The 12,888-nt window shown below is 70.9% G+C and carries 13 protein-coding genes; 7 read left to right on the forward strand and 6 right to left on the reverse strand.

Annotated elements, in window-relative coordinates; genetic code table 11:
• Positions 1-6 precede the first annotated feature (6 nt).
• From ABZ412_RS14940 to atzF, 6 genes are read left to right on the forward strand one after another with little or no spacing between them, the layout of a single operon-like run.
• Positions 7-1,563, forward strand: a complete 1,557-nt coding sequence (locus ABZ412_RS14940; protein WP_357280792.1) for an amino acid permease — start codon at positions 7-9, stop codon at positions 1,561-1,563.
• Between the two features lie 16 nt (positions 1,564-1,579).
• The gene (locus ABZ412_RS14945; RefSeq protein ID WP_357280793.1) at positions 1,580-1,729 is read left to right on the forward strand and encodes a hypothetical protein; all 150 of its coding nucleotides are present in this window, start codon (positions 1,580-1,582) and stop codon (positions 1,727-1,729) included.
• Positions 1,730-1,731: 2 nt separating this feature from the next.
• Entirely contained in the window at positions 1,732-2,478 is a 747-nt protein-coding gene (locus ABZ412_RS14950) for a DUF1989 domain-containing protein (RefSeq protein ID WP_357280797.1), read from the forward strand.
• On the forward strand, positions 2,475-3,095 hold the full coding sequence (locus ABZ412_RS14955; protein ID WP_357280800.1) for an urea amidolyase associated protein UAAP2: 621 nt from the start codon (positions 2,475-2,477) through the stop codon (positions 3,093-3,095). Before ABZ412_RS14950 ends, ABZ412_RS14955 begins: the two co-directional genes overlap by 4 nt.
• A complete protein-coding gene (locus ABZ412_RS14960) occupies positions 3,092-5,104 on the forward strand; it encodes a 5-oxoprolinase/urea amidolyase family protein (RefSeq protein ID WP_357280803.1) in 2,013 nt (670 codons plus the stop codon). Before ABZ412_RS14955 ends, ABZ412_RS14960 begins: the two co-directional genes overlap by 4 nt.
• A gap of 37 nt (positions 5,105-5,141) precedes the next feature.
• The gene (gene atzF, locus ABZ412_RS14965; RefSeq protein ID WP_357280806.1) at positions 5,142-6,746 is read left to right on the forward strand and encodes an allophanate hydrolase; all 1,605 of its coding nucleotides are present in this window, start codon (positions 5,142-5,144) and stop codon (positions 6,744-6,746) included.
• 16 nt (positions 6,747-6,762) lie between these two features.
• Here the strand turns inward: atzF and ABZ412_RS14970 are convergent, their stop codons facing one another.
• Both ABZ412_RS14970 and ABZ412_RS14975 read right to left on the reverse strand, forming a co-directional pair.
• Positions 6,763-7,605 carry a patatin-like phospholipase family protein gene (locus ABZ412_RS14970; protein ID WP_357280809.1) on the reverse strand — a complete coding sequence of 281 codons (843 nt, stop codon included), beginning with the start codon at positions 7,603-7,605 and terminating at the stop codon, positions 6,763-6,765.
• A gap of 93 nt (positions 7,606-7,698) precedes the next feature.
• Positions 7,699-8,172 (reverse strand): MarR family transcriptional regulator, encoded by a 474-nt coding sequence (locus ABZ412_RS14975; RefSeq protein WP_357280812.1) that lies wholly within the window; start codon positions 8,170-8,172, stop codon positions 7,699-7,701.
• A 110-nt stretch (positions 8,173-8,282) separates the two neighbouring features.
• Here ABZ412_RS14975 and ABZ412_RS14980 point away from each other — a divergent pair, with 110 nt between their 5' ends.
• Complete coding sequence (locus tag ABZ412_RS14980) at positions 8,283-9,431, forward strand: GDSL-type esterase/lipase family protein (RefSeq protein ID WP_357280815.1); 1,149 nt, start codon at positions 8,283-8,285, stop codon at positions 9,429-9,431.
• On the opposite strand, the gene ABZ412_RS14985 is transcribed toward ABZ412_RS14980, so the two are convergent.
• The 4 genes from ABZ412_RS14985 to ABZ412_RS15000 all read right to left on the reverse strand — a co-directional run bounded on the left by ABZ412_RS14985 (position 9,404) and on the right by ABZ412_RS15000 (position 12,887).
• Entirely contained in the window at positions 9,404-9,649 is a 246-nt protein-coding gene (locus ABZ412_RS14985) for a hypothetical protein (protein WP_357280817.1), read from the reverse strand. The genes ABZ412_RS14980 and ABZ412_RS14985 overlap by 28 nt on opposite strands.
• A 230-nt stretch (positions 9,650-9,879) precedes the next feature.
• The gene (locus ABZ412_RS14990) at positions 9,880-11,448 is read right to left on the reverse strand and encodes a hypothetical protein (RefSeq protein WP_357280820.1); all 1,569 of its coding nucleotides are present in this window, start codon (positions 11,446-11,448) and stop codon (positions 9,880-9,882) included.
• Positions 11,433-12,182, reverse strand: a complete 750-nt coding sequence (locus ABZ412_RS14995; protein WP_357091369.1) for an ABC transporter ATP-binding protein — start codon at positions 12,180-12,182, stop codon at positions 11,433-11,435. The genes ABZ412_RS14990 and ABZ412_RS14995 overlap by 16 nt, the downstream gene beginning before the upstream one ends.
• Before the next feature lie 135 nt (positions 12,183-12,317).
• Positions 12,318-12,887 carry a Uma2 family endonuclease gene (locus ABZ412_RS15000; RefSeq protein ID WP_357280823.1) on the reverse strand — a complete coding sequence of 190 codons (570 nt, stop codon included), beginning with the start codon at positions 12,885-12,887 and terminating at the stop codon, positions 12,318-12,320.
• Between the last annotated feature and the right edge of the window lies 1 nt (position 12,888).

Genomic DNA, 12,888 nt, shown 5'->3' on the forward strand with positions numbered 1-12,888 from the left:
CCGCCCATGGTTGCCTCCGCCGAAGCCCTCACCCCGGGCTCCCCGACCGGTCCCGATACCAGCGCCGACAGCACCGATCTGGCGCGTTTCGGCTATCAGCCGGTGCTGCACCGCAAACTCGGCCGCTACGCCTCCTTCGCGGCCGGCTTCTCCTTCGTCTCCATCCTGACCACGATCTTCCAGTTCTTCGGTTTCGGGTACTCCTTCGGAGGCGCGGCCTTCTTCTGGACCTGGCCGATCGTCTTCGCCGGCCAGTTCCTGGTGGCGTTGAACTTCGCGGAACTGGCCGCCCGCTACCCGATCTCGGGCTGCATCTATCAGTGGTCGCGCCGCCTGGCCGGGGAGGTGGTGGGCTGGTTCGCGGGCTGGATGATGATCATCGCGCAGATCGTGACCGCCGCGGCCGCCGCCATCGCGTTGCAGGTGGTGCTGCCGACCATCTGGTCCGGCTTCCAGCTGATCGGCACCGACACCGCTCTCACCTCCCGCGACGGGGCCTCGAACGCGGTGCTGCTGGGCAGCGCGCTGCTGGCGCTCACCACGCTGATCAATGTGATCGGCATCGACTGGATGGCGCGGATCAACTCCCTCGGCGTCACCATCGAGATCATCGGCGTGCTCGCGGTGATCGCGGTCTTCTTCACCCACACCGATCGCGGCCCGGGCGTGGTCACCCACACCGATCAGGCGGCGGCAGGGCCCTATTGGGCCGCGTTCCTGGCCTCGGGACTGATGGCCGCCTACGTGATGGTCGGATTCGACTCCGCCGGTGAGCTTTCCGAGGAGACCAAGAACCCCCGGCAGGTGGCGCCGCGCACCATCCTGTCCGCATTGGCGGTATCGGCGCTGGGCGGCGGACTCATCCTGCTGGGCGCGCTGATGGCCGCCCCGAGCCTGTCCGACGGCTCACTGGCGAGCGGCGGCCTGGCGTACGTGATCGAGGCCAAGCTGGACACCACACCCGGCAAGGTGGTGCTGGCGTGCGTGGCCTGCGCGATCACGGTGTGCACCTTGGCGATCCAGACGGCGGGCTCACGACTGCTGTTCTCCATGGCCCGCGACGAGCGGCTCCCGTTCTCCAAGCAGCTGGCGGCCGTGCACCCCCGCTTCGGCACCCCGGTGTGGCCCGCGATGGCGATCGGCGTGCTCGGCATCGGCCTGCTGCTGCTGAACCTGGGCAACGCGGCCATCTTCGCGACCCTGGCCAGTGTCTGCATCGTCATGCTCTACCTCGCCTACCTGCTGGTGACGGTGCCGCTGCTGGTGCGCCGGATCAAGGGCTGGCCCGCCGACGTGGCCGGTGACGCCGCGGGCACCAAGCTCTTCGCGCTGGGCCGCTACGGCATCGCGATCAACGCGCTGGCCGTCGTCTGGGGCGTCGCCATGGCGGTGAACCTGGCCTGGCCGCGCAGCGCCGTCTACACCCCCAGCGGTGGCGGCTGGTGGATGCTCTGGGCCGCACCGCTGTTCGTCGTGGTCACGCTGGCGGTGGGGGCGGTGGTGCACCGGCTGGTGACGCCCGCCCGCGTACCGGTCACCGAGCCGGTCGCCCAGATCGCCTGACCCGCAGGGCATCCCGATGATCTCGCCGGAACCCGACCCACGTCTGCACGGTCGCCCGGAACTGGCCATGGTGCTCGACGACCTGCTGCGCCGGGCTTACCGCCGGTGGCGCGAGCGCCGAGCCGACCATGGCCGGGATTCCGGCGACCCCCGAGGAACGGAGTAGTAATGACCACAGCGAATACGACCGGAGCGCGTGATCACGCCCGCGCGCAGGCGGCGGCCGCCGCCGGCCACGGACCGAGTCTGCCCGCCGACATCGACGCCGCGACCGTCACCTTCGCCCAGCGCATTCCGGCCGGCGGCTACGCGAATGTCGTGCTGGCCCGCGGCACCCGGGTGCGGTTGTCCGACCCGGAGGGTGGGGCGTGCGCGCACGTCCTGCTGCTGCGGGCCGAATCACCGTGGGAGCGGCTGAATGTCGCGGACACGGTGAAGGTGCCGTGGCAGGCGTACCTGGGCGAAGGCCATCCGCTGCTGTCGGATCAGGGCCGGGTGCTGGCCACCGTTCTCCCGGACACCTCCGGGCAGCACGACACCCTGTGCGGTCCGTCTCCCGCCGCACGCCAGGGCTTGAAGATGGCCGGGGTCAAGCAAGGACTGGACCCCCGCGACATCGGTCCGACGGTGTCGTTCTTCCGGGGCGTGCGCGTGGCATCCGATGGCGCGCTGACCGGCACCGGCGGCGCGGGCGCGGGCGCGGCGGTCGACCTGCTGATCCACCTGCCGGTAACACTGCTGATCGCCAATGCCGAGCACCCCCTCGATCCCACGCCGGTGACCCCGCTCGAGGTCGTGGCCTGGGCCGCGCCCACCGACCTCGCCCTGCCCCCCGACTCCGATCCGGAATACCTGCGCGCGGTGGAGAACACCGAACAGGACTGGCACGCACGCACTCTGGAGGTCCGCGCATGATCACCACCACCGACCGCATCGTGGTCCTCGACGAGACCGTCCCCGCCCGCGCCCCCTGGTCGGCCGTCGTCCGGGCCGGGGAGCAGCTGGAGATCATCGACCTGCACGGCAATCAGGCCGTGGACTGCCTGCTCTACAACGCCGCCGACCACGCCGACCGCTACAGCGCCCAGGCCACCGTGACCGCGCAGCGCAATATCTTCCTCACGACCGGCAGCGTGCTGCTCACCGAGGCGGGGACCCCGCTGATGACGGTGGCCGCCGACGAGGTCGGCAATCACGACACCGTGGCGGGCGCGTGCTCGCAGGAGTCCAACACCCTGCGCTACGGCCACCACACCCGCCATCAGCACGCCTGCGTGGAGAACTTCCTGGCCGAGGGCCTGAAGTGGGGGCTGGGCAAACGGGACCTGGTCTCGAACATCAACTGGTTCATGAACGTTCCGGTCGAGGCGGACGGGACGCTGGGCATCGTGGACGGCCTGTCCGCGCCCGGCAAGACCATCACCTTGCGCGCCGAGATCGACACCCTGGTGCTGGTCTCCAACTGCCCGCAGATCAACAATCCCTGCAACGGTTTCGACCCGACGCCCGTCCGCATGGTGGTGACCCGATGACGGCCGTGCTCCCCGATCTCGCCGTGACCGAGAACTCCTCCCCCGCACCGGCTTTCCGGGTCGTCCGCCCGGGCATGCAGACGACGGTGCAGGACTGGCCCGCCCGGGTCGGCTACTGGCACGTGGGCGTGCCGCCATCGGGCCCGATGGACGACCTGTCGTTCCGGCTGGGCAATCGGGCGCTCGGGAATCCCGAGGGCGCGGCGGGTTTGGAGTGCACGCTCGGTGGTCCGGCGCTGCGCTTCGACACCGACACCTGGGTGTGTGTGACGGGCGCGCCGGCGCCGGTCACGGTGAACGGCCGCGCGGTCCGGCAGTGGCGCAGCGTGCTGGTGCCCGCGGGCGGGGTGCTGGATGTCGGCATGGTGCGCGGACCGGGCATGCGGTGCTACGTCCTGGTGGCCGGCGGAATCGAGGTGCCCGAATACCTGGGCAGCCGTTCGACTTTCACGCTCGGCAAGTTCGGCGGCGGTACCGGGCGGGCGCTGGCGGCCGACGACGGGTTCGAGCTCGGCCCGGCGGGCCGGGTGACGGCCGGGGTGCCCGGCGACGATCAGCCGGTGCTGACCCGGCGATGGGAGCTGGCGGTCACCGAGGGCCCGCACGGTGCGCCGGAGTTCTTCACCCGCGCCGACTTCGACACCATCATCGGCACCGACTACGAGGTGCATTTCAACTCCGATCGGACCGGTGTCCGGCTGATCGGGCCGAAGCCGCAGTGGGCGCGCCTGGACGGCGGCGAGGCGGGCCTGCACCCCTCCAACATCCACGACACCGCGTATTCCGTCGGCGCGCTGGACTTCACCGGCGACACCCCGATCCTGCTCGGCCCGGACGGCCCCAGTCTGGGCGGGTTCGTCTGCCCGGTCACCGTGGTCGCCGCCGATCGCTGGAAGCTGGGCCAGCTCACCCCGGGTGACAGCGTGCGCTTCGTGCCGGTGCGCGCCGAACGCGCGGCGTCGCTGCGGGAACTGGGAGCCGAGCGCCGCGCCGCCTGGCCGGTGGTGCTGTCCACCGGCGGCGACGGCGACGACGGCGTGCTGGCCCGCCGCGACGGCGCGGACACCGCCGTCACCTACCGCCGTGCGGGCAATGACGGCCTGCTCGTCGAATACGGCGATATGACACTGGATCTGGAGCTGCGCGCCCGCGTGCACGCCCTGCACCAGGCGCTGCTGGAACGCGCCGAACCGGGCATCACCGAGCTGACCCCGGGCGTCCGGTCGCTGCAGGTGCGCAATGATCCCGATCGCCTGCCCACCCGCAAGCTGCTGGACCTGCTGGCCGAGGTGGAGGCCGACCTGCCCTCCGCCGACCGGCTGGTGGTCCCGAGCCGCACGGTGCGCCTGCCGCTGTCCTGGGACGACCCGTCCACCCGGGAGGCCATCACCCGGTACATGCACGGCGTGCGCGCCGACGCCCCGTGGTGCCCGTGGAATATCGAGTTCATCCGCCGGATGAACGGATTGGCTTCCGTGGACGAGGTTTTCGACACCGTCTTCGCCGCCGAATACCTGGTGCTGGGCCTCGGCGACGTCTACCTGGGCGCGCCGGTCGCCACCCCCACCGATCCCCGGCACCGGCTGGTCACCACCAAGTACAACCCGGCCCGCACCTGGACGCCGGAGAACGCGGTCGGCATCGGCGGCGCGTACCTGTGCATCTACGGCATGGAGGGTCCCGGCGGCTACCAGTTCGTCGGCCGCACCACCCAGGTGTGGAACCACCGCTCCAGCGGGATCGGCGAAGACCCGTGGCTGCTGCGCTATTTCGACCGGATCAGCTGGTATCCGGTGAGTGCCGAGGAGCTGCTCGACCTGCGCGCCGACACCGCCGCCGGGCGGGGGCGACTGCTGGCCGAGGACGGCGAGTTCCGGCTCGTCGACTACCGGAAGTTCCTGGCCGACAACGCCGCCTCCATCGCGGACTTCCGCGCCCGGCAGGCCGACGCCTTCACCGCCGAACGCAACTCCTGGCGCGAGGCGGGCGAACTCGCCGAAACGCCCTGACCCGATCCCACCACTCCGACCTGATCCGGGAGCACGAATGACCACGTGGATTCACCGCCGCGACGATGCCGAGGTGGCCGCCGACCTCGCCTCCGCCGCGGGAGCTCTGGCTGGGCTGCGACTGGCCGTCAAGGACAATGTGGACGTGGCGGGACTGCCGACCACCGCGGCCTGTCCCGACTTCGCCTACACCCCGGAGCGGGACGCGCCCGCGGTGGCGGCGCTGCGGGCGGCGGGCGCGGTCGTGGTCGGCAAGACCAATCTCGATCAGTTCGCCACCGGCCTGGTCGGCACCCGCTCGCCGTACGGCGTCGTCGAGAACCCGCTACGGCCCGGATACGTCTCGGGCGGTTCGAGTTCCGGCTCGGCGGTGGCGGTGGCCGCGGGCGAGGCGGATATCGCCATCGGCACCGATACCGCGGGTTCGGGACGCGTCCCGGCCGCGTTGCACGGCCTGGTCGGCATCAAGCCGACGGTGGGCGTGATCTCGACCGCGGGCGTGGTGCCCGCGTGCCGGTCCTACGACTGCGTGACGATCTTCGCCGCCGACCTGAGCCTGGCCGACCGCGCCATGCGGGTGATGGCCGCTGGGGCCGGGGACCGCCCGTGGCCCGCCGACACCCGCCTGGCCGCTCCGCCCCAGCCCGTGGTGGCCGTCTTCGGCACGCTGCCGGACCTGGATCCGCGGTGGCACACCGCTGTCGAGCGCACGGTCGCGGCGCTGCGCGATGCGGACGCGACCATTGTCGAAATCGATCCGACGCCGTTCCTGGCCGCCGCGAAGCTCCTCTACGAGGGCGCGCTGGTCGCGGAACGCTACGCCGCGGTCGGGGAGTTCGTCGACGCGCATCCCGAATCCGCCGATCCCACAGTCGGTTCCATCATCCGGGCCGCCCGCGACCTGCCCGCGCACCGGCTGGTCACCGATCTCGCCGCACTGGAACGCCTGCGCGCCACCGCCATGGCGAGCCTCGCGGGCGCGGACGTGCTGCTGACGCCGACCGTGCCGGTCCACCCGACCATCGCCGAGGTCGCCGCCGACCCGATCGGCGTCAACTCCCGGCTGGGCACGTACACGAACTTCTGCAACCTCTTCGACCTGTGCGCGGTGGCGGTCCCCACCCAGGAGCCGCACTTCGGGGTGACGGTGCTGGCCCGCGCGTTCGAGGACGCCGTCGCGATCGATATCGCCGCGCTGATCACCGGCACGCCGCTCGACCGGTGCTGGCCGACGGCCGTCGCGCCCGTGCAGGACCTGATCGTCTTCGGCGCGCATCTGCGTGGACAGCCCCTCGAACACCAGCTGATCGAGCTGGGCGCCCGCTGGGGCGGCCCGGTCGAGACCGCCCCGCACTACCGCCTCGGTGCGCTCGACACGGTCCCGCCCAAACCGGCCGTAACTCGCGTCGCCGCGATCGAATCCGGCGTCGCGGTGGCCGGGGAGCGCTGGCTGCTCTCCCCCGCCGCCCTCGGCCGCTTCCTCGCGAATCTGCCCGCCCCGATGCAGCTCGGTGCCGTCGAGCTGGCCGACGGCACCTGGCACACCGGTTTCGGCTGCGCCGGTGCGGCCGCCGAATCCGCCAAGGACATCAGCGAATACGGCGGCTGGAAGGCGGCGCTGGCGGCCGGCGCCGTCGGCTGAGGCCGATCCCGCTCGATCAGTCCTGCCAGAGCGCGGCGATCCGCGCCGCGTCCGACTTGCCCTGGGCGCGACCGGCTTCCAGTGACGGGAGCCGGGTGGCGGTGTCGAGGGGATTGAGTCCGAAGGCGGTGGTGGCCGCCTCGTCGGGCGCGATCACCTCGACCCGCGCCCCGGCCGCGACCAGTCCCGCGACCTGGGCCTCGAGCTCCTCGTCGGGCATCGGCGCGATCACCAGCACCCGGGCGTAGCCGGTGGCGAGGTCGGCGTTCACCGAGGTCCGGACGCCCCCGTCGGTATAGCGCACCCCGTCGATGGTGGCGCACGGCCACACCATGGGTACCGCCGAACTGGCCAGCACGGCGTCGACCAGCGCGACCCCGGAGTCCTTGTCGAAGACCCGAGGTTCCCCGGTCTCGGCGTTGACCGCGACGATGCGCAGGTCGCGGGCGGGCCACTCGTGCACCGGCAGCCGGGTCTCGATCACGGCCCGGCGGTCCGCCTCGGGGACGGTCTCGGCGGTCAGCGCGAGCGCCCCGATCCGCTGCCGCCGCTCGGGCGAATCCCCCTGCGTCTCTTCGATGATCGCCGTCATGGTCTCCCAGAGTCCGGCGAACTTCTCCATGGACGGCACGATCTCGCGGCTCTGCACCGCCGGATCGACCTGCCGCCGCACCAGTTCCGCGAGCTCGGTCCCGCTGCCGAGCTGCGCGGTCACGTTCGACCCCGCCGACGTCCCGAGGAGCAGGTCCGCCCCCGTCACATCCACCCCCGCGTCGGCGAGCCCGGCGACGATGCCGGTCGCCCAGGAAATCCCCGCCACACCACCGCCGCCGATGACCAGCGCACGTTCGGTCGTCATTCCGTCCCACTTTCTCACCGCAAAGAAGACACACCCTGCGGTTCGCAAGTTACCGCCTGCGCGCCCGCCGCGACGGTTGTGCGGAATGTCGGCTCATTCCGAGATCTGAGTGGCCGCGGCATTGGTGGCGTCGCGGATCACGCGCAGGCTCGCGGTGAGGTCGTCGAGCTGGGCGGGGGTGAGCAGGCTGGTGAACCAGCGGTCGATGCCGTCCAGGTAGGCGGGCAGCACGCGGGCGACGCGGGTGGCCCCGGCGGCGGTGAGGACGGCATAGGAGCTGCGACGGTCGGCGGGGTCGGGTTCGCGGCGCACGAAGCCGTTGCGTTCCAGGCGGTCCACCAGACGGGTGACGCCGCTGGTGGACAAGCCGGTCTGGGTGGCCAGGTCGGTCATGCGCAGCCGGCGACCCGGTGAGCGACTCAGGCGCATCAGGGCATTGAGGTCGAGACCGGAGAGTCCATTGCTCTTCCAGGTCTCCTCGAGCCGGGCGATGAGCCCCTCGTGGGCCTCGTAGAGCAGGCCGACGGCGGTCAGCCGGGGGTCGTCGAAGAGATGCTTGGGATCCACGCCGACCAGCGTAAACCAGATGATTTCGCTGGGGATAGTTGACACGCGGAACAAATGCGCTATCTTGTTGTCAGCGCAATATTCCGCACCGCAACTAAATGGAGGTTCTCATGACGACACAGCACTGGGCAGCGGGATTCCGTGCGCCGCTGGTGAATCCGGCCGAGGAGATCAAGCTGGCCGAGCCGCGGGACTTCGCCGACGAGACGGTCCGCCAGGTGGTGCGGGTGGCCGGCGGTGGGTCGAGCCTGCGGGTCCGGCTGACCAATCGGTACGGAACCGAGGACCTGGTGATCGGGGCGGCCCGGGTCGCTCTCCGCAAGGCGGGCGGCGAGATCGTGGCGGAGACCGATAGCGAGGTGCGGTTCGCGGGGTCCGCATCGGCGCGGATCCCGGCCGGGGCCGATCTGGTCAGCGATCCGGTCGAGCTGCCGGTGGAGGCGGGCGCGGAACTGGCGGTCAGCGTGTACCTGCCGGAGCCGACTCGACCCGCGTTCGCCCAGTTCCCGATGGATTCGAGCTGGATCAGCGCCGGCGATCGGACGGGCGACGCCGCACCGTCCGATGCCGAGGAGACCGCGTTGCGGTTCTTCCTCACCGGCATCGACGTCGCTGTCGATGCCGACGTGCCGGTGCTGGTCGCCTTCGGCGACTCCTGGTTCGAGGGTGTCGGTTCCACCCACGCCGCCAACCGGCGCTCGGTGGATGTCCTCAACGAGCGGCTGGCCGCCGGGTGGGCGGTGAACCAGGGCATCAGTGGCAACCGGCTGCTGACCGACGAGATCGGCGAGCACGGCCTGGCCCGATTCGAGCGGGACGTGCTGTCGGTGCCCGGGGTCGCGGCCGTGTGGGCCAACTTCGGCATCAACGACCTCATCCTGGCCGGGACCGCCACCGCCGAGGCGCTGATCGCCGGGTTCACCGCGCTGGCCGAGCGGGCCCACGCGGCCGGACTTCCGGTGTACGCCAACACCATCGGGCCGTTCGCCGGGGCGATCTACCCCGGACTCTCGCTGGAGGACGGCGTTCCGGTCCGGAACGTGGTCAACGAGTGGCTGCGCGGCACCGACGTGTTCGACGCCGTCTTCGATGTGGCCGCGGCGGTGGAGGATCCGGCCCGGCCGGACTTCATCCGTCCCGACCTCGACGGCGGCGACGGCATGCACCTCAATGACGCGGGAGCCCAGGCGATGGCGGAGACGGTGGATCTCACCGCGCTGCCGCCCGCTTTTCAGGGCACGCGCGGTCCGGCGGCCTGATCCTGCCGCAACCCGGCGACCCACAGATCGTCGGTGAGGCTTTCGGGACCGTCGGCGGCGGCGTAGTAGCCGACGATGGTCCGGAAGGTCGTGCCGACGAAGGCGGCGTCGTCCCCGCACCGGATCGCGGTTCCCGCAAGGGCGGCGTTGACCAGGGCGAACAGGCGGGCGTTCTGTTCCACGTCATTGCGCTGCACGATGGCGATCTCGCGGGTCATCAGATTGCGGAAGCGGGTCGGGGCGGCGGAGGAACCGTGATGCGTTGTGCCGCAGCCCGGTTCCGGGCCGACCGGATCATCCGCGCGGGCCTTCGGGATCGCGTGGGCGACGGCCTGTCCCTGGTGGACGCCCCGGCGGGTGCCCGGTCCGCGTAATCCCGCTTCCCGCAGGGCCTCAGTGCGCTACCCGATTCCGGGCCGATGATCGGCGGCGGGGTGAGTAGCGGTGGTCAGCGCGGTTTCACCTCGGCCAGCAGTTCCGGACCCCGCTCCGCCAATCGGGTGGTCGCCAAGCGGATTCCCAGCAGCGCGGCGAGTACACCGAGCAGCACACCGACCGGCAGGGCAGCCCATTGCACGAGCGAATTGTGCAGGTAGGCACCGACTCCCAGGATGGCCAGGGCGGGAGCGGCGGCCAGCAGCTGCACCACGCCCACCGCCAACTGCATGAGCATCTTCATGCAGCCGGGGTTCCCGGTGCCCGCGAACGGATTTCCGCGCTGCGGCGGCAGCGCGAAGGCGGCGTGGGTGGACAGGTACACGACGGCCCCCACACCCACACCGAACAGCACCGGCAGCGTGGACATCGCCCACGGATACAGGTGGGCCAGCCCGAGCGCGCCGGGCAGGACGAGCGTGGAGATCACGGAGACCGGCCCGACCAGCAGAGCCCAGGCGTAGGCCCGGCCGCGCACGTCCGCCCGGGCCGCGCCCGGCGTCACCAGCGTTTGCCAGACCGCCGTGCCGTCGAATCCGTACAGGTTGGTACTGGACATGGTGGCCAGCCACACCACGAAAGCGCCCGAGAACGCGATGGTCCCGCTACCGCCGTTGCGGACCGACAGGAAGATCGGCAGCACGAAACCGATGATCAGCAGCGGGATCAGGGCCGCGCGCCGGCGGCCGTCCCGCCACCAGGTGCGTAGTTCCTTGGCGACCACCGCGCCGACCGGAGTGGTGGGCAGGAAGCGATCGAGCAGGCCGCCGCCGGTGTCGACCATCTGGGCCTCGGGTGCGGGCGGGGTGGTGAGCCGGCGTTCCAGCAGCACCGCCCACGACTGCCACAGCACCAGCGACAGCAGGGCCAGACCCAGCAGTGCCAGCAGCGCGAGCAGGTAGTCGCCGCGGGAGGCGGCCTCGACGGCGTACGGGGCCCAGCCCGACGGGACCGAGCGCAGCAGGATGGACAGGCCGCCGCGGTCGCCGTCGAGTTTCGGCCCGGCCGTGGTGATGAGCAGGTTCAGCGGGTAGTACGCCAACCCGATGAGCGCCGCGAACAGCACGCCCAGATCCTTGCCACGCCGGGAGCGCATGGCCGCGCCCAGCCAGGCCACCACCACGCGGGCCAGCAGCACCACGAACACGAGTTGCAGGACCGCGCCGAGCGCCGCGATTCCGGCTGCGGCCCAGCCGATCTGAGCTCCCAGCAGTACCAGCCCGCCGAAGGCGATGAGGTTGACGATGGGCGCGGGCCCCACGAACGCGGCGGCCCCGAGCCCGTAGGCGAGTTCCCGAGTCGTCAACGGCAGCAACCGGAACTGCTCGGGTTGCAGGGTTTCGTCGCTGGTTCCGGTGACGACCGGCCCGCAGATCCAGCCCAGAGTCCATGCCCCGAACAACGCCGCGGCGATGGTCACGCCGCCGTGTACGCTCTCGTGTCCCGTGGCGATGATGAGCGCCGTGAACAGGGCCGCCAGCAGCCCGAAGATGCTGCCCAGCACGAAGTTCAGCGCCGACCGGGTCTCGCGCAGGCTGCGTCCGATGATGCGCAGCCGCATCCGGATCAGGACGCCAACCACGACAGCCCCTCCTCGCCGCCGACCCGCCCGCCGACGAGCCGCACGAACGCCTCCTCCAGGGTCCCGTCGCCACGGACCTCGGCGAGGGTGCCGCCCGCGACCACGCGGCCCCGGTTGATCACGGCCACCCGATCGCAGATCGATTCCACCAGGGCCATCACGTGACTGGACAGGACCACCGATCCCCCGGCGGCCACGAACCGTTGCAGGATCGTCCGGATGGTCCCCGCCGACACCGGATCCACGGCTTCGAACGGCTCGTCCAATACCAGCAGTTTCGGCGCGTGCAGCAGCGCTGTGGCCAGCCCGATCTTCTTCCGCATACCGGCCGAATAGTCCACGACCACAGTGTTTTCCGCGCCGTCGAGCTCCAGCACGTGCAGCAGTTCGTCCGCCCGGCCGACCACGGTCGCCTTGTCCATCCCGCGCAGCAGCCCGGTGAAGTTCAACAGCTCGCGCCCGGTCAGCCGCTCCGGCAAGGCCATCCCGTCGGGCAGCACCCCGACCACGGCCTTCGCGGCGACCGGGTCCGCCCACACGTCGTGCCCGAAGATCCGCGCCAGCCCCTGGTCCGGCCGCAACAACCCCACCGCCATCGACAGGGTGGTCGTCTTCCCAGCGCCATTGGGCCCCACCAGCCCGAAGAACGACCCGGGCGGCACCGCCAGGCTCACGCCCTCGACCACCCAGGGCCCGCCGAATCTCCTGTACAGCCCGCTCAGCTCGAGCGCCATCTGCCCATTGGTCGTCACAGCCCCTCCTTCGCGCGCGCCCCCACGGCGCCTTGCCCACGATACGTCCGAACCCGCTGTTCAACGAGTTATCGCGAGCGGCTCTCACAGCGCAACGAACCCGCGCCCGGACCGCGGCTAGGGCAGGAGTCTCGCTGTGTCGAAAGCGATTTCGAAGGGCCGCTGCATGACGACCTTGGATCCCGTGGCGGCGCGCCGCACCAGTTCGTACTCTCCGGTGTCGGCGAGCGCGTAGGCGAACAGTATCGGCAGTTCCTCGCCGGGCAATTGGCCCTTGAAGCGAGCGGTCTCCAGCCGCCAATAGTTGGGGATTCCCGCGTCCGCGTAGAGGTCCGGTTTGATCCGGCGATCCATCGCGGCGGTAGACCTCGAGACGATCTCCACCACGAGCTGTACCTGCGCGGCAGGTATCCCCCGGTCATCCCACGCGATCGGCCCAGCACAGACCAGCAGATCCGGAATCGGCTCGTCGTCACCGATCAGGACGCCGACACCAGGGATCATGTAGAGCCCTTCGGGTAGCGCCTCCTCCAGGATTCTCCCCAGCACGGAAACGAACCGCTGGTGGATCGGTTTGGGCGCGGCGTTCACGACGAGCTGACCATTGAGGACCTCGTATCTGAGTCCGTTCTCGGGGAGATGGTCGAGATCGGCAGCGGTCCAGTGATCGGAAGCGGGCACGTGCATA

Origin of the sequence: Nocardia sp. NPDC005746 (genome assembly GCF_040630785.1) — a bacterium.
Lineage (GTDB): Bacteria > Actinomycetota > Actinomycetes > Mycobacteriales > Mycobacteriaceae > Nocardia.